The organism is Microvirgula sp. AG722 (assembly GCF_003269145.1).
Classification (GTDB): domain Bacteria; phylum Pseudomonadota; class Gammaproteobacteria; order Burkholderiales; family Aquaspirillaceae; genus Microvirgula; species Microvirgula aerodenitrificans.
On the sequence record NZ_QLTJ01000001.1, the window covers coordinates 341,207 to 361,315 of the forward strand.

At 65.7% G+C, this 20,109-nt stretch carries 16 protein-coding genes; 4 read left to right on the forward strand and 12 right to left on the reverse strand.

The window, feature by feature from the left end; translation table 11 throughout:
- Window positions 1–39 precede the first annotated feature (39 nt).
- From carB to DFO50_RS01585, 7 genes are all read right to left on the reverse strand, one after another.
- Window positions 40–3,249, reverse strand: coding sequence for a carbamoyl-phosphate synthase large subunit (carB, locus tag DFO50_RS01555; RefSeq protein WP_107888834.1), 3,210 nt, complete (start codon window positions 3,247–3,249; stop codon window positions 40–42).
- Between the two features lie 28 nt (window positions 3,250–3,277).
- Window positions 3,278–3,934, reverse strand: coding sequence for a leucine efflux protein LeuE (gene leuE / locus DFO50_RS01560; RefSeq protein WP_107888835.1), 657 nt, complete (start codon window positions 3,932–3,934; stop codon window positions 3,278–3,280).
- Between the two features lie 23 nt (window positions 3,935–3,957).
- On the reverse strand, window positions 3,958–5,088 hold the full coding sequence (gene carA, locus DFO50_RS01565) for a glutamine-hydrolyzing carbamoyl-phosphate synthase small subunit (RefSeq protein ID WP_028498141.1): 1,131 nt from the start codon (window positions 5,086–5,088) through the stop codon (window positions 3,958–3,960).
- Between the two features lie 229 nt (window positions 5,089–5,317).
- Window positions 5,318–7,378 (reverse strand): LTA synthase family protein, encoded by a 2,061-nt coding sequence (locus tag DFO50_RS01570; RefSeq protein WP_112691933.1) that lies wholly within the window; start codon window positions 7,376–7,378, stop codon window positions 5,318–5,320.
- A 281-nt stretch (window positions 7,379–7,659) separates the two neighbouring features.
- Window positions 7,660–9,444, reverse strand: coding sequence for an acyl-CoA dehydrogenase (locus DFO50_RS01575; RefSeq protein WP_112691934.1), 1,785 nt, complete (start codon window positions 9,442–9,444; stop codon window positions 7,660–7,662).
- A 169-nt stretch (window positions 9,445–9,613) separates the two neighbouring features.
- Complete coding sequence (locus DFO50_RS01580) at window positions 9,614–10,552, reverse strand: electron transfer flavoprotein subunit alpha/FixB family protein (RefSeq protein ID WP_028498144.1); 939 nt, start codon at window positions 10,550–10,552, stop codon at window positions 9,614–9,616.
- 2 nt (window positions 10,553–10,554) lie between these two features.
- On the reverse strand, window positions 10,555–11,304 hold the full coding sequence (locus DFO50_RS01585; RefSeq protein WP_028498145.1) for an electron transfer flavoprotein subunit beta/FixA family protein: 750 nt from the start codon (window positions 11,302–11,304) through the stop codon (window positions 10,555–10,557).
- Between the two features lie 214 nt (window positions 11,305–11,518).
- On the opposite strand from DFO50_RS01585, the gene DFO50_RS01590 reads away from it, so the two are divergent.
- Both DFO50_RS01590 and DFO50_RS01595 read left to right on the forward strand, forming a co-directional pair.
- Window positions 11,519–11,935: a MaoC family dehydratase gene (locus DFO50_RS01590; RefSeq protein ID WP_028498146.1), complete on the forward strand. Its 417-nt coding sequence runs from the start codon at window positions 11,519–11,521 to the stop codon at window positions 11,933–11,935.
- 2 nt (window positions 11,936–11,937) lie between these two features.
- Entirely contained in the window at window positions 11,938–12,390 is a 453-nt protein-coding gene (locus DFO50_RS01595; RefSeq protein ID WP_112691935.1) for a GNAT family N-acetyltransferase, read from the forward strand.
- Window positions 12,391–12,466: 76 nt separating this feature from the next.
- Here DFO50_RS01595 and DFO50_RS01600 read toward each other — a convergent pair whose 3' ends face one another.
- The gene (locus tag DFO50_RS01600; RefSeq protein ID WP_112691936.1) at window positions 12,467–14,500 is read right to left on the reverse strand and encodes a M3 family metallopeptidase; all 2,034 of its coding nucleotides are present in this window, start codon (window positions 14,498–14,500) and stop codon (window positions 12,467–12,469) included.
- A gap of 92 nt (window positions 14,501–14,592) precedes the next feature.
- Between DFO50_RS01600 and DFO50_RS01605 the strand changes: the two genes are divergently transcribed.
- Both DFO50_RS01605 and DFO50_RS01610 read left to right on the forward strand, forming a co-directional pair.
- Entirely contained in the window at window positions 14,593–15,138 is a 546-nt protein-coding gene (locus DFO50_RS01605) for a gamma carbonic anhydrase family protein (protein WP_036385114.1), read from the forward strand.
- A 3-nt stretch (window positions 15,139–15,141) separates the two neighbouring features.
- Window positions 15,142–15,522, forward strand: a complete 381-nt coding sequence (locus DFO50_RS01610) for a SirB2 family protein (RefSeq protein ID WP_028498150.1) — start codon at window positions 15,142–15,144, stop codon at window positions 15,520–15,522.
- Window positions 15,523–15,538: 16 nt separating this feature from the next.
- On the opposite strand, the gene DFO50_RS19865 is transcribed toward DFO50_RS01610, so the two are convergent.
- The 4 genes from DFO50_RS19865 to DFO50_RS01630 all read right to left on the reverse strand — a co-directional run bounded on the left by DFO50_RS19865 (window position 15,539) and on the right by DFO50_RS01630 (window position 19,975).
- Entirely contained in the window at window positions 15,539–17,689 is a 2,151-nt protein-coding gene (locus DFO50_RS19865; RefSeq protein ID WP_304598466.1) for a methyl-accepting chemotaxis protein, read from the reverse strand.
- Between the two features lie 89 nt (window positions 17,690–17,778).
- Window positions 17,779–18,162: a DUF1987 domain-containing protein gene (locus DFO50_RS01620; RefSeq protein WP_107888840.1), complete on the reverse strand. Its 384-nt coding sequence runs from the start codon at window positions 18,160–18,162 to the stop codon at window positions 17,779–17,781.
- An 8-nt stretch (window positions 18,163–18,170) separates the two neighbouring features.
- Entirely contained in the window at window positions 18,171–18,758 is a 588-nt protein-coding gene (locus DFO50_RS01625) for a SiaB family protein kinase (RefSeq protein ID WP_233495161.1), read from the reverse strand.
- Window positions 18,758–19,975 carry a SpoIIE family protein phosphatase gene (locus tag DFO50_RS01630; protein WP_199489713.1) on the reverse strand — a complete coding sequence of 406 codons (1,218 nt, stop codon included), beginning with the start codon at window positions 19,973–19,975 and terminating at the stop codon, window positions 18,758–18,760. The genes DFO50_RS01625 and DFO50_RS01630 overlap by 1 nt, the downstream gene beginning before the upstream one ends.
- Window positions 19,976–20,109: the final 134 nt, after the last annotated feature.

Sequence of the window (20,109 nt, forward strand, 5' to 3'; positions counted from 1 at the left end):
ATCCAAGCGTTTGCCAACGTCATCGTCATTGCGGCCGATTCAGCCCTTCAACTGGGTGTGCAGATCCTGCAGCGGATAGACGTCCAGCGCCTGGCTCTCGCTGAGGCCATGCGCCACGGCGCGCGCACCGGCCAGCGTGGTATAGAACGGCACCCGGCCCTGCAGGGCACTGGAACGGATCGACTGGCTGTCGATGATGGACTGGCGCTTTTCTTCCACGGTGTTGATCACCATGGCGATTTCACCATTCTTGATCATGTCGACCACGTGCGGACGACCCTCGGTCACCTTGTTGACCCGCTGCACACCCATGCCGGCGTCGGCCAGCACCCTGGCCGTGCCGCGCGTCGCGCACAGGCCGAAGCCGGCCCGCTGCAGTTCGCGCGCCACGTCGACGATGCCGTGCTTGTCGCCGTTGCGGACCGAGATGAACACCTTGCCCGATGTCGGCAGGCGGTCGCCGGCCCCCATCTGCGCCTTGACGAAGGCTTCGGCAAAGTTGCGGCCGACCCCCATCACTTCACCGGTGGACTTCATTTCCGGCCCGAGGATGGTGTCGACGCCCGGGAACTTGATGAACGGGAACACCGCCTCCTTGACCGCGGTGTACGGCGGCACCACTTCGCCGGTGATGCCCTGCTCGGCCAGCGTGATGCCGGCCATGCAGCGCGCGGCCACCTTGGCCAGATCCCGGCCGGTCACCTTGGACACGAACGGCACGGTCCGCGAGGCGCGCGGGTTCACTTCCAGCACGAAGATGGTATCGCCCTGGATCGCGAACTGCACGTTCATCAGCCCGACCACGTTCAGCGCCCTGGCCATGGCCACGGTCTGGCGGCGGATCTCGTCCTGCAGCGCCGGGAACAGGCTGTACGGCGGCAGCGAGCACGCCGAGTCGCCGGAGTGCACCCCGGCCTGCTCGATGTGCTGCATGATGCCGCCGATCACCACGTCCTTGCCGTCGCCGATCGCGTCCACGTCGACTTCGATCGCGTCGTTCAGGAAGCGGTCGAGCAGCACCGGGCTGTCGTTCGATACCTTGACTGCTTCACGCATGTAGCGTTCGAGGTCGGCCTGTTCGTGGACGATTTCCATCGCCCGGCCGCCCAGCACGTAGCTCGGGCGCACCACCAGCGGATAGCCGATCTCGGCCGCCAGCCGCAGCGCGTCCTGCGGATTGCGCGCAGTGCGGTTGGCCGGCTGCTTCAGACCGAGGTCCTGCAACAGTTTCTGGAAGCGCTCGCGGTCTTCGGCGGCGTCGATCATGTCCGGCGAGGTGCCGATGATCGGTACGCCGTTGGCTTCCAGCGCGCGCGCCAGTTTCAGCGGCGTCTGGCCACCGTACTGGACGATCACGCCCCACGGCTGCTCGACATTGACCACTTCCAGCACGTCCTCGAGCGTCAGCGGCTCGAAGTACAGCCGGTCCGACGTATCGTAGTCGGTGGACACCGTTTCCGGGTTGCAGTTGACCATGATGGTCTCGAAGCCGGATTCGCGCAGGCTCAGCGCCGCATGCACGCAGCAGTAATCGAACTCGATGCCCTGGCCGATACGGTTCGGGCCGCCGCCGAGCACCATCACCTTGCGCCGCGACGTCGGCCGCGCTTCGCACTCTTCCTCGTAGCTCGAGTACATGTAGGCGGTGCTGGTGGCGAACTCGGCCGCGCAGGTGTCGACCCGCTTGTAGACCGGACGGACGCCCAGCGCCCAGCGGTGCTGGCGCACCACGCCCTGGTCGACGCCGAACAGCGCCGCCAGGCGGCGGTCGGAGAAGCCCTTGCGCTTCAGCGCGCGCATTGCGCCGGCATCCAGCGTGCCGAGCGTGCGGCCGGCCAGTTGCTGTTCATCGCGGATCAGGTCCTCGATCTGCACCAGGAACCACGGATCGATGCGGCTGATGCCGTACACCTCGTCGACCGACAGGCCGGCACGGAAGGCATCCGCGACGTACAGCAGCCGGTTCGGGCCCGGCGCGCCCATTTCGGCACGGATGGTGTCCAGGTCAGTGGTCTGCGGGTCGAAGCCGGCCAGGCCGGTTTCCAGGCCGCGCAGCGCCTTGTGCAGCGATTCCTGGATCGAACGGCCGATGGCCATCACTTCGCCAACCGACTTCATCTGCGTGGTCAGGCGGTCGTTCGCCATCGGGAACTTCTCGAAGGCGAAACGCGGAATCTTGGTGACCACGTAGTCGATGGACGGTTCGAACGAGGCCGGGGTCGCGCCGCCGGTGATGTCGTTTTTCAGTTCGTCCAGCGTGTAGCCGACCGCCAGTTTGGCCGCCACCTTGGCGATCGGGAAGCCGGTCGCCTTCGACGCCAGCGCCGACGAGCGGCTGACGCGCGGGTTCATTTCGATCACGATCAGGCGGCCGGTTTCCGGCTCGACGGCAAACTGCACGTTGGAACCACCGGTATCGACGCCGATCTCGCGCAGCACCGCGAGCGACGCGTTGCGCATGATCTGGTATTCCTTGTCGGTCAGCGTCTGCGCCGGGGCAACGGTAATCGAGTCACCGGTATGCACCCCCATCGGGTCGAGGTTCTCGATCGAGCAGATGATGATGCAGTTGTCGGCGCGGTCGCGCACGACTTCCATCTCGTATTCTTTCCAGCCGAGCATGGATTCTTCGATCAGCAGCTCGTGGGTCGGGCTGGCCTCGAAGCCGCGCTCGCAGATGGTCAGGAATTCTTCGCGGTTGTAGGCGATGCCGCCACCGGAGCCGCCCATGGTGAACGACGGGCGGATAATGGTCGGGAAGCCGAGTCCGGCCTGGATTTCCAGCGCTTCGTCCATGCTGTGGGCGACGCGCGAGCGCGAGCACTCGAGGCCGATCTTCTGCATCGCCAGCTTGAACTTGTCGCGGTCTTCCGCCTTGTCGATGGCCTCGACCGAGGCGCCGATCAGTTCGACATTGAACTGTTCCAGCACGCCGTGGCGGGCCAGTTCGAGCGCGCAGTTCAGCGCGGTCTGGCCGCCCATGGTCGGCAGCACGGCGTCAGGACGTTCCTTGTCGATGATCTTGGCCACCATCTGCCAGGTGATCGGCTCGATATAGGTGACGTCGGCCATGTTCGGGTCGGTCATGATCGTGGCCGGGTTCGAATTGACCAGGATGACCCTGTAGCCTTCTTCGCGCAGTGCCTTGCACGCCTGGGCGCCGGAATAGTCGAATTCGCACGCCTGGCCGATCACGATCGGGCCGGCGCCGATGATCAGGATGCTCTTTATGTCGGTACGTTTGGGCATGGCTGCTTCCGCTGAATCTGTAGAAATCTTAATGGATGCTCGCCGTGGCGAGCTTGGCACTGAAGCCGAGGAACATGACACCGACACCGCCGACCACGCCGGATGCCAGCCGCTGCCGGCGACGGAACGCGTCCGCCAGCCGGCTGCCGGCCAGGATCAGCACGGTCAGGTAAGTGAAACTGCATGCCTGCAGGATGGCCGCCAGCGCCAGGAAGGTGACGGCCGGATGCGGATAGGCCGGATCAACGAACTGGATGAAGAACGACAGGAAGAACAGGATGGCTTTCGGGTTCAGCAGGCTGATGACCAGCGCCTTGCGGAACGGCTGCCCGCCCTGCACGGCGGCGGCCGGCGGCGCGATCGGCGCGGCGGGCCTGCCGGCCTGCCGCCAGGCGCGCCACGCGGCGCGCAGCATGTTGCAGCCGAGCCAGGCCAGATAGCCGGCACCGACGTATTTCAGCCCCCAGAACAGCACCGGATAGGCTTTCAGCACCGCTGCCATGCCGGTCGCGGCCAGCGTCATCAGCACGGCATCGCCAACGAACACGCCCAGCGCCCCCTGATAGCCGGCGCGAATGCCGCGCGATGCGGCGACCGACAGCACGTACAGTGAGTTGGGGCCTGGCAGCAGCACGATGAAAATCGTGCCGATCAGGTAGGTGGCGGGATCGGTGATGCCGAACATGCTGTTGTCTCCCCGGGTCCGTCCTAGCGCGTACGCGCTTCGATCAGGCCGATGAATTTGTCGAACAGGTAGGCGACGTCATGCGGGCCCGGGCTGGCTTCCGGGTGCCCCTGGAAGCTGAACGCCGGCTTGTCGGTCAGGGCGATGCCCTGCACGGTGCCGTCGAACAGGCTGCGGTGGGTGACGCGCACATTGGCCGGCAGGCTGGTCTCGTCGACCTGGAAGCCGTGGTTCTGGCTGGTGATCATCACATGGCCGGAATCGAGATCCTGCACCGGGTGGTTGGCGCCGTGGTGACCGAATTTCATCTTGCTGGTCTTGCCGCCGGTGGCCAGGCCGAGCAGCTGGTGGCCGAGGCAGATGCCGAACACCGGCACGCCGCTGTCCAGCAGTTCGCGGATGGCGGCGATCGCGTAGTCGCACGGTTCCGGATCGCCAGGGCCGTTGGACAGGAACACGCCATCCGGGTTCAGCGCCAGCACGTCGCGGGCCGGGGTCTGCGCCGGCACCACGGTGATGTCGCAGCCGCGTTCGGCCAGCATGCGCAGGATGTTGTACTTGACGCCGAAGTCGTAGGCGACGACGCGGAAACGCGGGGCAGTGCTGTCGCGATAACCGCTGCCGAGCTGCCATTCGGCCTGCTTCCACGGATACGCTTCGCTGCAGGACACGACGCGGGCCAGATCCTGGCCGGCCATCGAGCCGAAGCCGCGCGCCAGTTCCACCGCGCGCCCGGCGTCGATGTCGCCGGCCATGATGCAGCCCGGCTGGGCGCCGCCTTCGCGCAGCAGGCGCGTCAGCCGGCGGGTATCGATATCGGCGATGGCGACGGTGCCATTGCGGGTCAGGTAGTCGCCAAGCGACTCGGTGGCGCGGAAGCTGGAATGGATCAGCGGCAGATCGCGGATGATCAGGCCGGCGGCGAACACGCCGCGCGACTCGACGTCTTCGGCGTTGGCGCCGACGTTGCCGATATGCGGGTAGGTCAGAGTGACGAGCTGGCGGGTATAGGACGGATCAGTGAGGATTTCCTGATAGCCGGTCATCGAGGTATTGAACACCACCTCGCCGACCGTGACGCCTGACGCGCCGATGGCGCGGCCGCGGAAAAGGGTACCGTCGGCAAGCGCGAGAATTGCTGGGTGATCGGACACGGGCTGCTCCTGTGTGTGATGCAGAATACGGACGCTAGATGCGCCAAACGGGACAAGCAGGCTCGTCGGCCGCTCATCCCGTTCGGTCAAACCTTCGGATTTTACTGCGTCGCAATATTTTCAATCAAGCGACATGAATGTTTCAATTTGCAAATAAGGTCTTGCGAATATTCTGCAAAACCGCTCTGCATCGATCATTCCGTCGCCATCACCCTGTCATCGCAGGCCGCTAGCGTTTCTCCGCCAGCGCCGCGCGGCGCACCCGCCAGTCCGACAGCGCCAGCCAGGCCTGGGCACGCCGGGTCTCGGCGCGCAGCGCTTCCGGCACATTGGCACCGGCCGGCTGCAACTGGTCGCCATTCCAGCGCAGATAGGCCGGCCGGGTCAGGTTCTGGGCGGCGCCGTCGTCGCTGATGACGATGCCCTGCCCGCCCTCGTCCTGGATAAAGCTGACCGCCGTCGGCCGGCTGGCCGGCGCCAGCAGATTGCGACCGGCCCACCACGACGGCGCCATGCCCAGCGCCTGCGCATACAGGGTCGGGAAAATGTCGCGGTGGCTGGCCCAGGCCCGGGTGTCGACCTTGCCGTGCGGTCGCATGGCCGGCGGCAGGTACAGATAGATCGGCACGCCGTATTTCAGCGGCAGGATGCTGGAGTCCGGGTACTCGAAAATCGAGCGCGAGTTGTGGTCGCCGGTGGCGGTGACAATGGTGTGCGACGCCAGTGCGCTGCCCTTGACCCGGTCCATGAAGCCGCCGAGGCTGTCGTTCGCATACTGGTAGGTTTCCATGATGCTCTGCGCCAGCCGGGTGTCGGCCGTCCGGTGCGCCGGCAGCCGGTTCACGTCCAGCGGCCGCTTCCTGTAGTCGGCCGGCAGCCGGTACGGCGGATGATTGGTCACGCTGAGCGTGAACAGCATCAGCTTCTCGCCCTTGCGGTCGGCCTCGGCCAGCCGCTCGCTGGCGAAGCGGAACATGTAGTCGTCGTCGACGCCCCAGGTGCCGGTGGTCGCATTGGGGAAGCGCTGGAGAATGCGCTGCATGCCGTCCACTTCGTCGAAGCCCTGCACTTTCAGCGAGCGGTCCAGCCCGCGCCAGCTGGCGCTGCCGGAGGTGATGAACACCACCTTGTAGCCGGCGTCCTTGAACGGCTTGACCGCCGAGAACGGGAACGGCTTGTAGCCGTAGCCGCTCTGGGTCAGCGGCGAGATCGGTGTACCGTACAGCAGGCCTTCCAGGCTGGGGAAGGTCCCGTGCTCGATGGAGATCGCGCGCGAAAAGTAATAATCCTGGTCGAAATGCGGCGCCAGCCGGCCGAGCACGTCATTGGCGACCGGGTCCTGCGTATTCAGCAGTTCGCGGCCGAACGACTCCATCAGCGCGAACACCACGTGCGGACGCGGCGCCGACAGCGACGGTTTCGCGAAGGTCGAGACCGAGCGGGCCAGTGCAGCCTCGTCGTCGCCCTGCCAGCCCAGTGCGTGTGCGGCTTCCAGCGGCGTCTTGAAGCCGAAGCGCTTCAGGCCGGCATACGGATCGCGGCCGAGGTCCATTTCCTTGCGGATGCCCCAGGCGGTATACAGCGCCTGCGGGCCGTTCGGCACCGTCGAATTGATGAAGGAGTTGGTCGATACCGCCACATCGGTTTCGCGCAGCGGGAAAGTGCCGAGGCTGCCGCGCGCCAGCAGGGTGAAGCCGAGCACGGTCAGCACCACCATCAGCGCCTGGGCGGGCTTGCCCCAGCCGGCAATGGCCGAACGGCCGCGGCTGCGGCCGGCCAGCCACAGGATCAGCGCGGTGGCGGCCAGCCAGGCCAGCGTGCCGCTGACCACCGGATAGTCGCGCCACACCGTCGACAGGATGGCGCCGGTATCGTCCTCGAACAGCCCGAACACGATCGGATTGATCGGGCTCAGATAGAAACCGAAATAGAAATGATTGACGATCGACACCAGGGTCAGGGCCGCCACCGCCAGCGGCGCATAGACCCGCACCAGCAGTTGATCGAGCAGACGGCGCAGCCCGCCCGGCAACGCCTGGGCCAGCGCCAGCAGCAGCCAGGCCGGCAGCAGCGTCGAGGCGACCCATTTGGCGTCGAAGCGCAGCCCCATCAGCAGGGCATGCAGCCAGTCCTGCTTCAGCGCGGCGGTATCCGCCGGCGCATAGCCAAGCACCAGCCAGACCCGCATTCCGGTCAGGAACACCAGCAACAATACCGCCAGCAGCAGCCCCTGGCGGCAACGCCCCCAGAAACCCGCTTCGGCGGACGACTCAAATTGGTATGTGCGCATTTCCCGGACCAGCGACCAGCGGCATAAAGGCGCGAGTGTAGCAGGCCGCCGGTCGGCAGACCTTGCTCCCCGGACGAAAAAACCGCGTCACCTTGCGGTGACGCGGTTTCAGCCTGTCCATAAACCCCGCCCGCAGCGAAGCGGCGTTTCCCCTGCGGCGGCGGGGATGGAACGGGCAGGATTCAATCAGGCGGACTGCCGTTCTGGCGGCAGTTTCTGTCAGTCCGGCATGCACCGACGCCATTGCTGCCGCCGGTGCCCGCCTTTATGAGCCGACCCGCTCAGAATGCAGCGTCGTCCAGCGCCAGCGCCGAGTCGGCACCGCCAGTGATCGCAGCGGCCAGGCCCGGCACCTGCGGCAGCAGGTGTTCGCCAAAGAAGCGCGCAGTGATCTGCTTGGCGTCGATAAAGGCCGTGTCGGCATCGGCGTTCTGGCGCTGGGCGTCGACCACCAGCGCGGCACGCGCCAGTTGCCAGCCGCCAAGCAGAATGCCCATCAGCTTCAGGAACGGTACCGAGCCGGCGGCCGGGCCCTGCGGCGCGGTGGCGAAATTCGCCAGCACATAGTCGATGCACGCCTCGGCGGCAGCCACACCGGCTTCCAGATGCGCGCGGGTGGCGGCGAACGGCGCGCCCAGCGCATCGAGGCGCGCGGCGTCGCCCTTGACCGCTTCCAGCAGCGCCCGGGCGGTCGCGCCGTTTTCGCTGGCCAGCTTGCGGCCGATCAGGTCCATGGCCTGGATGCCGGTCGTGCCTTCGTAGATCGAGGTGATGCGCGCATCGCGGTAGTACTGCGCTGCGCCGGTTTCCTCGATAAAGCCCATCCCGCCATGCACCTGCACGCCGAGCGAGGTGATTTCATTCGCCTGTTCGGTGTTCCAGCCCTTGACGATCGGGATCAGGAAATTGACCAGCGCCTGGTTGCGCGCCTTTTCCGCCGCCACCGGGTGATGGGACGCACGGTCCAGCGTCGCGCCGGCCAGATAGGTCAGCAGGCGCTGCGCTTCGATCTGGGCGCGCATGGTCATCAGCATGCGGCGCACGTCCGGGTGACGGATGATCGCCGCCGGTGCCGGATTGGGGCTGCCGAGTTCGCGCGACTGCACGCGGTCACGCGCATAGTCGACCGCCTGCTGGTACGCACGCTCGGAGATCGCCATGCCTTCCACCGCCACGCCGAGGCGGGCGTGGTTCATCATGGTGAACATGTACGACAGGCCCTTGTTGGCTTCGCCGACCAGATAGCCGACCGCACCGCCCTCGTCGCCGAAGCTCATCACCGCCGTCGGCGAGCCGTGGATGCCGAGCTTGTGCTCGATCGATACACAGCGGGCGTCATTGCGCGCGCCGAGGCTGCCATCGGCATTGACCAGGAACTTCGGCACCACGAACAGCGAGATGCCCTTCACGCCGGCTGGCGCGTCCGGCAGGCGGGCCAGCACCAGATGGACGATATTGTCGGCCATGTCGTGCTCACCCCAGGTGATGAAGATTTTCTGGCCGGTGATCAGGTAGCTGCCGTCGTCGGCCGGTACGGCCCGGGTCTTGACCTGGGCCAGGTCGGAGCCGGCCTGCGGTTCGGTCAGGTTCATGGTGCCGGTCCAGATGCCGGCACACATGTTCGGCAGATAGACCGCCTGCAGTTCGGCATCGGCATGATGGGCCAGGGCCTCGATCGCGCCGAGCGTCAGCAGCGGTGCCAGGCTGAACGACAGGTTGGACGCGCACCACATTTCCTCGGTCGCCATCGCCACCAGCGCCGGCAGCCCCTGGCCACCGAATGCCTGCGGCGCGCGCAGACCGCCCCAGCCGCTGTCGCGGAACTGGGCATACGCCTCGCTGAAGCCTTCGGCGGTGGTCACCGCGTAGTCGGCCCAGACGTTGCCCTTGTCGCCGGCACGGTTGATCGGGTCCAGTACGCCTTCGGCAAACTTGGCGGCTTCGTCCAGGATCGCATCGGTCAGTTCGACGTTGCAGTCCTCATAACCCGGCAGGGTGCAGACGGCGGTCAGTTCCGCCTGTTCCAGCGCGAAGCGGATCTCTTTCAGCGGGGCCTGATAGCTCATGATGTACTCCTTTGTTTCTCGTCTGTTCGGGATGCCGGCCGTAATCGGCGGCAAAAAGGCGGCGACCCGGTCCGTTACCGGACAGGGTGGCGCCGCCTCGTGAAATCGGGTGGGCAGGGCCTGAGGCCCCGTCCCGACCGGGCCGTCTGTGCGACCCTGGTCATGGTGCTTACTTCGACAGCTCGGCCATCAGCTCCGGCACGGCGGTGAACAGATCGGCCACCAGCCCGTAGTCGGCGACCTGGAAGATCGGCGCTTCTTCGTCCTTGTTGATCGCGACGATCACCTTGGAGTCCTTCATGCCGGCCAGATGCTGGATCGCACCGGAGATGCCGAGTGCCAGGTACAGTTCCGGCGCCACCACCTTGCCGGTCTGGCCGACCTGGTAGTCGTTGGGCGCGTAGCCGGCGTCGACCGCGGCGCGCGACGCACCGACGGCGGCACCGAGCTTGTCGGCCAGCGGCTCGATCACGGCCTGGAACTGCTCGGCCGAACCGAGGGCACGACCGCCGGATACGACGATCCGGGCTGCGGCGAGTTCCGGGCGATCGGACTTGGTCAGCTCCGAACCGATGTGGACCGACAGGCCGGCATCGCTGCCCGCCGCCACGGCTTCAACCGCGGCACTGCCGCCGTCGGCGACCGGCTCGAATGCCGTCGTCCGCACGGTAATGACCTTGATCGGGTCGATCGACTGCACCGTGGCCAGCACGTTGCCGGCGTAGACCGGACGCACGAAGGTGTCGGCCGATTCCACGGCAACGATGTCGGACAGCTGCGCCACGTCCAGCAGGGCGGCCACGCGCGGGGCGAGGTTCTTGCCGAAGGTGGTGGCCGGGGCCAGCACGTGGCTGTAACCGCCACGGGCGATTTCCGCCACGGCCGGGGCCAGGTTTTCCGCCAGCGCATGGGCGAAGGCGGCGTTGTCGGCCGTCAGCACCTTCTGCACGCCGGCCAGCGCGGCAGCCTGGGCGGCCACGGCGCCGACGTTCTGGCCCAGGACCAGCACGTGGATGTCGCTGCCGAGCTTCTGCGCGGCGGCGACGGTGTTGCGGGTTGCCGACTTCAGCGCGGCGGTGTCGTGTTCTGCAATAACGAGGATGGCCATGCTCACAGCACCTTTGCTTCGTTCTTCAGTTTCGCCACGAGTTCGGCGACCGAACCCACCTTGATGCCGGCGGAGCGCTTGGCCGGCTCGGCGAATTTCAGCGTCTTCAGTCGCGGGGCGACATCTACGCCCAGATCGGCCGTGGTCAGTTTTTCCAGCGGCTTCTTCTTGGCGGCCATGATGTTCGGCAGCTTGACGTAGCGCGGCTCGTTCAGGCGCAGGTCGGCGGTGATGACCGCCGGCAGACCGAACTTGACCGTTTCCAGCCCGCCGTCGATTTCGCGGGTCACGGTCACCGATTCCGCCGACAGTTCAACCCTGGAGGCGAACGTGCCCTGGCCGGCACCGATCAGCGCAGCCAGCATCTGGCCGGTCTGGTTGGCATCGTCGTCGATGGCCTGCTTGCCGAGGATCACCAGTTGCGGCGCTTCCTTCTCGACCAGTCTGGCCAGCAGCTTGGCCACGGCCAGCGGCTGCAGCTCGGCATCGGTCTCGACGTGGACGGCACGGTCGGCCCCCATCGCCAGCGCGGTGCGCAGGGTTTCCTCGCACTGCTTGACCCCGAAGGACACGGCGACGATTTCGCTGAGCTTGCCGGCTTCCTTGAGGCGCACGGCCTCTTCGACGGCGATTTCATCGAACGGATTCATCGACATCTTGACGTTGGCGATATCGACATCCGATCCGTCCGCCTTGACGCGGACCTTCACGTTGTAATCGACAACGCGCTTCACGGCGACTAGTGCTTTCATATTCCTCCAGCAGAATTCAGTGAGCGTCGACCGACAGACCGGCGCGGCTCCGCGACTCTCAAACGAGCGTTTGAATTTATACCCGACTTTTTGCTGGCCGACAATCGCATCTTGCGCTGAACGGCCACTCTGACGCATAAGTGGGTACACATGGTAATGTGCTGCATTGCAACATCGCAACTTTTGCCCGACAAACCAACAAAGGAGTAATGGAATGACCCTCTACTTTGAAGACCTGGAAATCGGCCAGTACGCCGAATTCGGCAAGACCATCACCGATGCCGACGTGCTGATGTTTGCAGCCGTTTCCGGTGACACCAACCCGATGCACCTGAATGCCGAGTATGCCGAAGCCACGCCATTCAAGTCGCGCATCGCTCACGGCATGCTGACCGCCAGCTTCGTTTCCACCATCCTCGGCACGCGTCTGCCGGGCGAAGGCACGATCTTCCTGTCAAACAGCTGCAAGTTCAAGGCGCCGGTGCGCATCGGCGACACCGTCAACACCCGCTGCACCGTCACCACCCTGGACCCGGTCAAGAAGCGCGTGACGCTGAAGACCGAATGCCGGGTCAAGGATACGGTAGTGCTTGAAGGTGAGTCACTTGTGATTGCTCCCAGCCGGGGCTGAGCATGATCGACATCATAGACGTCACCGACGCGGTCGGCGCGCTGCTGCGCCCCGATCTGCTGGCGCAGGCGGCCGATGTCCATCGCGAACTGCGGCCGGGACTGCCGGCCGACTACCCGGCGTTCATGGCCGGGCTGTTCGCTGGTGGCGGCCGCATGCTGGTGGCGCTGGATGCGGAACGGCACGTGCTCGGGCTGGCGGTGTGGCGCTGCCACATCAACACCTGGGCCAACGGACCGTTCTTCTATGTCGATGATCTGGTCACCCGGGCCACGCAGCGCTCACAGGGGGTCGGCCAGCAGCTGATCGCCGCGCTCGAAGCCCGCGCCCTCGCCGCCGGTGCCGACACGCTGCACCTGGATTCGGCCACGCATCGCCATGATGCACACCGTTTCTACTTCCGCGAAGGCATGCATATCGCCACCTTCCATTTCGCCAAACCATTGGCGAAATAGGCTGCCGTCGCGCGGTGCAGACAAAAAAACGCCGTCCCCGATACCGGGAGACGGCGTTTTCACGCTGGCTTGCTGCTCAGGCAGTTGCCGTCATGCCGTTGTGGCGCAGCAGCGCATCCAGCGCCGGTTCGCGACCGCGGAAGGCCTTGAACGACACCATGGCCGGCCGCGAGCCGCCAACGGCCAGAATCTCGCGCCAGAATGCCGCGCCGGTTTCCGCATTGGCGCCGCCGTGTTCCTCGAACGCCGCGTAGGCATCGGCCGACAGCACTTCCGCCCACTTGTAGCTGTAGTAACCCGCCGCATAGCCGCCGGCAAAGATATGGCTGAAGCTGTTGACGAAGCGGTTGTACGCCGGCGGGAAGTTCACCGCCACTTCGCGCCGGACCTCGTCGAGCAGCGCACGCCAGTCGCCACCGACCGGGTCGAAGTCACTGTGCAGCAGCATGTCGAACAGCGCGAACTCGATCTGGCGCACGGTGATCATCCCGCTCTGGAAGTTCTTCGCCGCCAGCATCTTGTCGAACAGCACGCGCGGCAGCGGCGCACCGGTCTCGACATGGGCGCTCATGCCGGACACCACATCCCATTCCCAGCAGAAGTTTTCCATGAACTGGCTCGGCAGCTCGACCGCATCCCACTCGACGCCGGAAATGCCGGCCACGCCCGGCACGTCGACCTGGGTCAGCAGGTGGTGCAGGCCGTGCCCGAATTCATGGAACAGCGTGATCACTTCGTCATGGGTGAAGGTTGCCGGCTTGCCGGCCACCGGGGCGGAGAAGTTGCAGGTCAGGTAGGCGACCGGCGTGGTCAGCGTCGCGCCCTTGCGGCGACGGCCGCGCGCATCGTCCATCCAGGCGCCGCCGCGCTTCTGTGCGCGGGCATACAGGTCGAGATAGAACTCGCCGAGCTTGCTGCCGTCCTTGCGGATCTCGAAGAAGCGCACGTCCGGATGCCAGACCTCGGCCCGGGTTTCGGCCACGTCGATGCCGTACAGGGTGCGCACCACGCCGAACAGGCCGTCCAGCACGCGGGCTTCGGGGAAGTAGGCCTTCACTTCCTGTTCGCTGAAGGCGTAGCGCTGCACGCGCAGCTTCTCGGCCGCGAACGACACGTCCCAGGCTTCCAGTGTGTCGAGGCCGAGCGTGTCGCGGGCGAACGCCTCCAGTTCCTCGCGGTCCTTGACCGCGAACGGCCTGGCGCGCGCGGCCAGATCACGCAGGAAGGTGGTGACCTGGACCGGGGTATCGGCCATCTTCGCCGCCAGCGACAGTTCGGCAAAACTGGCGAAACCGAGCATGCGGGCCTCTTCGGCACGCAGCGTCAGCATTTCGCGGATCAGCGGACCGTTGTCCCATTTTTCGTCGCCGAACTCGGACGCGCGCGTCACATAGGCACGATACAGTGTCTCGCGCAGCGCCCGATTTTCGCCATACTGCAGCAGCGGGTAGTAAAACGGGAATTGCAGCGTGATCTTGTAGCCGGCCTTGCCGTCGGTCTCGGCCGCCTCGCGGTACATGGCCTTGACGTCATCGGGCACGCCGACAATTTCGCTCTCTTCGGCGTAGTAGGCAAAGGCGTCGGTGGCATCAAGCAGGTTCTGCTCGAAGCGGGCGTCGAGGTCGGACAGCTTGAGCTGGATTTCGGTAAAGCGCGGCTTCTGCGCTTCCGGCAGCTCGGCGCCGGACAGGCGGAAGTCACGCAGTTCGTTTTCCAGCACCTTGTGCCGCGCCGGACTCAGCTTTGCATACTCCGGCGAGGCCACGAGGGCCTTGAACTTGTCGAACAGTGCCAGGTTCTGCCCGAGTTCAGTGAAGAACGCCGAAATTTTCGGCAGGTTTTCGTTGTAGGCTTCACGCAGCGGCGGCGTATTGACCACCGACTGCAGGTGCGACACCGGCCCCCATACCCGGCCGATGCGCTCGGTCGCGTCGTTCAGCGGTTCGACAAAGGTGTCCCAGTCCGGCGTCGACGTCCCGGCGGTCAGCGACGCCACCACCGCGCGGGCATCGGCCAGCACCTGCTCGACGGCAGGGGTCACGTGTTCGGGGAGAATGGCGGCGAACGGCGGCAGGTTCGGGTAGTCGATCAGCGGGTTGGGTGCGGTCATGGCGGCTTCCTGGCGACGGCGGCATGGCTTTTTTGCCGCGTCACGGTCAACATTGAGAATGATTCACTTCAGATTAGGCAAATGGGGTCCGCATGGAGAAACGCAATATCCGCCGCTTTGACGGCATCACGCCCACCGTTCCCGATAGCTGTTTCGTCGACGACACCGCGCTGGTGATCGGCGACTGCGTGCTCGGCGAGGACAGTTCGGTCTGGCCGATGGCGGTCGTGCGCGCCGACGTCAACGCGGTGCGCATCGGCAAGCGCAGCAATATCCAGGATTTCGCCATGCTGCACGAAAGCCACCGTCGCCCGCCGGAAGACCCGGAAGGCGCACCGCTGGTGATCGGCGACGACGTCACCGTCGGCCATCATGCGACGCTGCACGGCTGCACGGTCGGCAATCGGGTGCTGATCGGCATCGGCAGCGTGGTGCTGGACCGCGCCATCATCGAGGATGACGTGATCGTCGGCGCCGGCAGCCTGGTGCCGCCGCGCAAGCGCCTGCTGTCCGGCGGCCTGTACGTCGGCAGCCCGGTCAAGCGCCTGCGCGACCTGACCGACGAGGATCGCGCCTTCCTGCCGTATTCCGCCGCCCACTATGTCCGCCTTGCGGCCAAACACCGCTCGGGGGAGTAAGCGATGGACTACCTGGCACTGAAACACGCGCACGCCGGACTCGGTTACCTGACCGCGCTGTCGTTCTTCATTCGCGGCCTGCTGATGCTGGCGGGCTCGCCATGGCGCAGTTCGCGCCTCGCCCGCATTGCGCCGCATGTCATCGACACCTTCCTGCTGGTGTTCGGCGTGATGCTGGCCTGGCAGGCGCAGTACAACCCGCTGGAACAGCCGTGGCTGATGGCCAAGATCGTGCTGCTGGTCGTCTATGTGCTGCTCGGGGTCTGGGCGCTGCGCCGCGGCCCGACCCGGTCGCAGCGCAGCATCGCCTTCGTGCTCGGCCTGTTCGTGGTGATGTGGATCATCGCCATCGCCAAGACCAAGATGGTATTGCCGTTCTTCTGACCCGGCGCGCCCCGGCCTAGCGGCCGGCGGCGCTGACCCGGAAACGGCCGGCCAGCAGTGCCAGCCAGCCGATGGTGTGCCGCGTCTGCGCGGCACTGACCGTCAGGCTGTACTGGGCCTTCTGCATCGAGCCGGCCACGGTGCCGATCATGCCGGTCTCGCCGGCATGGGCGCGCCCGGATTCGGTCAGCTGGTCGATGGTCGACAGCAGCGTGCCGACAATCTGCCGGACCTCGGCGTTCTCCCCTGCCGAGGCTTCAGCCAGCGCCAGCCCCTCCTCCAGGTTTTCCATGCCGACCTGCATGGTATCGACCGCATTCTGCGCCTGTCCCTGCACCCGCTCGATCATGCTGCCGATCTCGTGGGTCGACTGGCTGGTCCGTTCGGCCAGCTTGCGCACCTCATCGGCGACCACGGCGAAGCCGCGCCCGGATTCGCCGGCGCGCGCCGCTTCGATGGCGGCATTCAGCGCCAGCAGATTGGTCTGATTGGCAATGCCCTGAATCAGCTCTACCACCAGGCCAATCTCGCGCGTGCTGTCGCCGAGGGCGACGATGGTTCGTGCCGATTCGCCCACGGTTTCACGGATATGCAGGGTACGTTCGCTGACGGCGGCCAGCTGCAGGCGGGCGGCCTCGCGCTGCTGCACCATCGCCGTTTCCATCTGCCCGGCATCACGGCTGGCCTCGTCCAGCGCAAGCAGTTGCTGGGCAATGCCGTCACGAGTGCGTTCCACCGTGCTGAATACCTGCCCGGCCGCCACCACGGCGGCGGTGTTGTGCGCCTCCATGGCCCGGTTGTGGTGTTCCAGCACATGGCTGACCCGCACCACCTGGCCGATAGTGGTGTCGAGATGATCAATCAGGCTGTTCACCCACTGCGCCATCCCGCCGGTTTCGTCGGCCTTCAGCCGGCTGCGGTCGATGCGCAGGGTCAGGTCGCCATCGCCCTCGGCAAGATTGCGCACCATGCCGATGGTGTCTTTCAGCCGCAGCGCCAGTGGCCGGGCGATCACCTGGCGAAAACCGATTGCGCCGAACAGCAGCAGCACGCCATGCACCAGCGCCATGCCCCAGACCGACGGCGACCACTGCGCCTGCACCGCCAGACCGATGATGGCCAGCAGCGCCTGCACCAGAATGAAGCCGCACATCAGCTGGAAGCTGATCGAACGGTAGCGGTAGACCTCTTCCAGATCGGCCTCGCACATCATGCCCCAGCGGTCGGGCGATCCCGGCAGCTGGAACACCATGCCCTTGCCGATCACCGGGATATGGCGGTAATCGGCATAGCCCGGATAGGCCACGAACAGGTTTTGCCCGTTGCGGATGGTCTCGCGCACCCCGGGGTGCAGCCGACCGGTCGCCGGGTCGTTGAACACCAGCTCGAATTCGGTGTGTTCGTGCACCATTACGGTGCCATAGGCGGTGCGCACGCCATCTTTCAGGTTGTCGCCGCTGCTGAAAGTGCGGTCCTCGAAGCGGGAACGCGACAGCGCCGTGCCCGGCGCAATGGTCGGATCGAAGCGCGACTCGACCATGAACAGATAGTTGTCGCCCGACTCGTGGAAGATATGCCCGGCTTCGCGCTGGATCAGGTCACCCAGCACATCGTTCGGCACCCGTGCGCACAGGCAGCCGATGCACTCGCCGTCTCGCTGGACCGGACGCAGGAACAGCAGGGTCACCTCGTCGTGAAAGCGCGACGAGCGCGGCCCCAGCGCCACGGTGTCCGCATCGCAGTACGGCCCGTACAGGAACGGGCGCCCGAGCCCCTGTTCCAGTGCCTGGGCGTTTGGCCCGCTCCGGCCAGTGCGGCCGGGCGCGCTCGACGCCAGCACGCAGTTGTCGGCACCGAGCAGAAACAGCTCCGTCACGTCGGACAGCTCGGCCAGCTGGGATGACAGGGTATCGGCACACGACGCCGGCGGCAGGCTGGCCAGACGTTCGGCCGCCCCGTCCAGGTACTGCCACAGCTGCTCGGTCCACTGGGTCAGCAGGGCCACCCGGGTGCGCGAGAACGCATCGAAAGTGCTCTCGATGGCCGGACAGCGGTCGCGGTTCAGCCAGCAGGCATGGCGCATGGCCAGCTTGCCGGTCCGGCCGGACCACGGCAGCCAGCGCCGTTCGGACGCGCTCAGCGCCATGCGTTCACTGAATTGGCTCATGGCGTTCCATCCCGTTCATGCTCGATATCGTCACACCGCTATGCAATATGCGTACCAAGAATGCCCGCGGGTGAACCGCCCGGCCGGGGTCAGACGATCTCGACCAGCCGCAATTCCAGCGCGTTGAAGTCGTCGGCCAGCTCATTGCCGAACTCGACGATGGTGTCGTCTTCCGGATCATGGTGCCAGTTCAGTGACACGTCGTTGCCGGCCAGCGCTGCCTGGTTCAGGTGGTCGAACAGGCTGAACAGCAGCTTGGTGCTGGAGCTGTTGAAATAGGCCAGCGCGACATCGACGGTAATGCGCGTTTCCTGCAACTGGCCGATGTACTGCACCACGGCGTCGATCAGCGGCTGGTAGAACGAGGCGGCGTTTTCCGGATACGACTCGCCGCGCAGCGACAGACGATGGGTGGAGAAGTCGAAATCGACTTGCGGCGTATAGGCCGTGGCCGGCAGATGGATGGCTTTCATGGGCAACCTCAAATGATGGCTTGCAGGTAAAACATCACATGGCCGGGATGCGCCGGGCTGGCGGCAAACCGGTACTCGATGGGTTCGGCGGCATCGCGGGCGACGGTCAGGAAGCCCAGCCCCGCGCCCTTGCTGGTCGCTTCGTTTTCCGCGCGCAGCGCCTGGCGGTACTGCGCGCGGATTTCCTCGCTGCTCATGCGTCGCAGCGGTTCCAGCCGCGCGGTCAGCCGCGGCACTTCCAGTGCGTCCATCAGGTTGCCGCAGACGATCACGTGCTGGCCGTCACGTTCGCCGACATACAGCGCCCCGTCGCGCAGCTCGTGATCGCGCTGGTCAGGGCTGCCGACGCAGGCGGCCGAGTAGTGGACGATGTTCTGCGCCATCTCGATGAAGCTGGAGAACAGCTTGCGCTGGCGCACGCCGGCCGCGCCCTGCACCGTCAGCCGGGCGCGCAGTGCATCGGCCATCGCGGCGATGACCGGCTGGGAAAAGGTACCGTTGTAGAAAAACACCACCTGATGCTCGGCGGCGAGCTCACGGAAACGGGCAAAATGCTGCAGCATGATCAGTCCGTAGTGGGAAGGGGACGGCGCCATCAGGGCAGCCGGAAACCGAAGACGGTCACGTCGTCGCGGCGGGGCTCGCTGCCCTGCCAGCGGTCGAAGGTCTCGAGCAATTCCGCCTGCTGGGCCGGCAGCGGCTGCTCGCGGCAGCGCAGCAGGGTTTCGCGCAGCCGACGCTTGCCGAAGGCGATGCGCTTGCTGCCGCCGATCTGGTCGATCAGCCCGTCGGTACTCACATAGACCGTCGTGCCCGGCGCCAGCGTCACTTCGCGGTTGTCCCAGCAGTAATCGTCCGGCGTGGCCACATAGCCGACCCCCATCCGGTTGCCGTCCAGCACCTCGAACGCATCCGAGCCCGGCGTCAGCAGGAATACCGGCGTCTTGGCGCCGGCAAAGGTCATGCGCCGGGTCTGGCTGTCGACGAACAGGAAGGCGGTATCCATGCCGTCATCCGACTGCTGGCTGTCGGCGGCGACGACCTCGTCCGCCTGCTGGCCCAGCGAGGCCTTGACCATGCGGTTGATCTCGCCCAGCAGCCCGGCCGGATCGCGCAGATCGGCGTGGCGCAGCACCTGATTCAGCGCACTGGCCATGATCAGGGTCATGAACGCACCGGGCACGCCATGACCGGTGCAGTCGATCACGGCGGCAAAGAAGCCTTCCGGACGACGCACGAAGTAGTAGTAGTCGCCGCCGACCACATCGCGCGGCGCCCAGTGCATGAAGTAGTCGTCCAGCGTCGCCGCCATGTCGCGGCGCGAATGGCGCAGGAACGACTGCTGGATCACGCTGGCGTAGTGGATCGACTCCATCACCTGGCGGTTCTTTTCCGCGGTCAGGTCGGTCATGGCACGCATCAGGTCGACGCCAAGCCCGACCCCGGCATAGCGGTCGTGGTCGGTGACGATAAAGCCGTCATTCAGGGTCTTGTCGCCATTGGCCAGCGCCAGGTACGACAGGTCGGTCAGCGGCGTGTCATGCGCCACCACCAGCGGCGTGTTGTCCATGAAGGCAATGCAGCTCTTGCGGCCGAAAATCTCGCGATGGAACGGTCGCGCCAGGTGGTTCATGAACTGGTTGCGATTGATCAGGCCGATCGGGCGGTCATTCTCGACCACCGGCAGGCCGCTCAGGTGCGGATGGCGGGTAAAGATCGACAGGATGTCGTCGTTGGTCTGGCCCGGGGTGGCGGCCGGCGCCACCGACATCAGGGCAGCAGCGGTCTGGCGGTTGGCAGGGGTCTGGCGCATGGCTAGGTTCACTGCGGCAATGGGATGGACAGGATGGTAGGCAGCGCGTGTTAAATCGCCTTGTCCGTTCAATGACAGGCAGATGAACAGATTCGCGGCAGATACGACATCCGCAAGCCTGTTGGAATTGATGT

Coding starts and splice junctions, on each gene's coding strand:
- DFO50_RS01580 (WP_028498144.1), bottom strand. CDS start 10,552: ATGGCCATCCTCGTTATTGCAGAACACGACACCGCCGCGCTGAAGTCG.
- DFO50_RS01610 (WP_028498150.1), top strand. CDS start 15,142: ATGGACTACCTGGCACTGAAACACGCGCACGCCGGACTCGGTTACCTG.
- DFO50_RS01625 (WP_233495161.1), bottom strand. CDS start 18,758: ATGGCGCCGTCCCCTTCCCACTACGGACTGATCATGCTGCAGCATTTT.
- DFO50_RS01630 (WP_199489713.1), bottom strand. CDS start 19,975: ATGCGCCAGACCCCTGCCAACCGCCAGACCGCTGCTGCCCTGATGTCG.
- carB (WP_107888834.1), bottom strand. CDS start 3,249: ATGCCCAAACGTACCGACATAAAGAGCATCCTGATCATCGGCGCCGGC.
- DFO50_RS01595 (WP_112691935.1), top strand. CDS start 11,938: ATGATCGACATCATAGACGTCACCGACGCGGTCGGCGCGCTGCTGCGC.
- DFO50_RS19865 (WP_304598466.1), bottom strand. CDS start 17,689: ATGAGCCAATTCAGTGAACGCATGGCGCTGAGCGCGTCCGAACGGCGC.
- DFO50_RS01620 (WP_107888840.1), bottom strand. CDS start 18,162: ATGAAAGCCATCCATCTGCCGGCCACGGCCTATACGCCGCAAGTCGAT.
- DFO50_RS01585 (WP_028498145.1), bottom strand. CDS start 11,304: ATGAAAGCACTAGTCGCCGTGAAGCGCGTTGTCGATTACAACGTGAAG.
- DFO50_RS01570 (WP_112691933.1), bottom strand. CDS start 7,378: ATGCGCACATACCAATTTGAGTCGTCCGCCGAAGCGGGTTTCTGGGGG.
- DFO50_RS01605 (WP_036385114.1), top strand. CDS start 14,593: ATGGAGAAACGCAATATCCGCCGCTTTGACGGCATCACGCCCACCGTT.
- leuE (WP_107888835.1), bottom strand. CDS start 3,934: ATGTTCGGCATCACCGATCCCGCCACCTACCTGATCGGCACGATTTTC.
- DFO50_RS01575 (WP_112691934.1), bottom strand. CDS start 9,444: ATGAGCTATCAGGCCCCGCTGAAAGAGATCCGCTTCGCGCTGGAACAG.
- DFO50_RS01590 (WP_028498146.1), top strand. CDS start 11,519: ATGACCCTCTACTTTGAAGACCTGGAAATCGGCCAGTACGCCGAATTC.
- DFO50_RS01600 (WP_112691936.1), bottom strand. CDS start 14,500: ATGACCGCACCCAACCCGCTGATCGACTACCCGAACCTGCCGCCGTTC.